The sequence below is a fragment of the Shewanella sp. S1-49-MNA-CIBAN-0167 genome, from assembly GCF_040310145.1.
Classification (GTDB): domain Bacteria; phylum Pseudomonadota; class Gammaproteobacteria; order Enterobacterales; family Shewanellaceae; genus Shewanella; species Shewanella psychromarinicola.
Genome location: NZ_JBEOPO010000238.1, coordinates 1 through 276, shown reverse-complemented (window position 1 = coordinate 276; position 276 = coordinate 1). Strand labels below are relative to the sequence as shown.

Annotated in this window: 1 pseudogene; it reads right to left on the bottom strand. The window is 35.1% G+C overall.

The annotated features are described in order from the left end of the window. Positions 1–57 precede the first annotated feature (57 nt). Positions 58–276: pseudogene (locus AAEZ00_RS21150) on the bottom strand (hypothetical protein); the annotation flags it as partial.

Sequence of the window (276 nt, the reverse complement as noted above, 5' to 3'; positions counted from 1 at the left end):
CCCATCATGATTAAACACTAAAATTAGCTAATTTTGGTAATCTGTTTTGACTCAATACTAACCTTCAATACGACCTTTTTCGGGTAGTATCTCAACAATAATCCAGGTATTGCCTTGTTTATGCAGACGAATGGTTCGATCATCAATCCATTGTCTTCCACCTTTTAATCCTTGCATTTTAACGATTACAGTCACGTCATCGGTAAATTTTCGGAAAAAATCGATATCAATTTCATCAATAGACATCGTCACTTGCTTCATGGATAAGCCTAATAC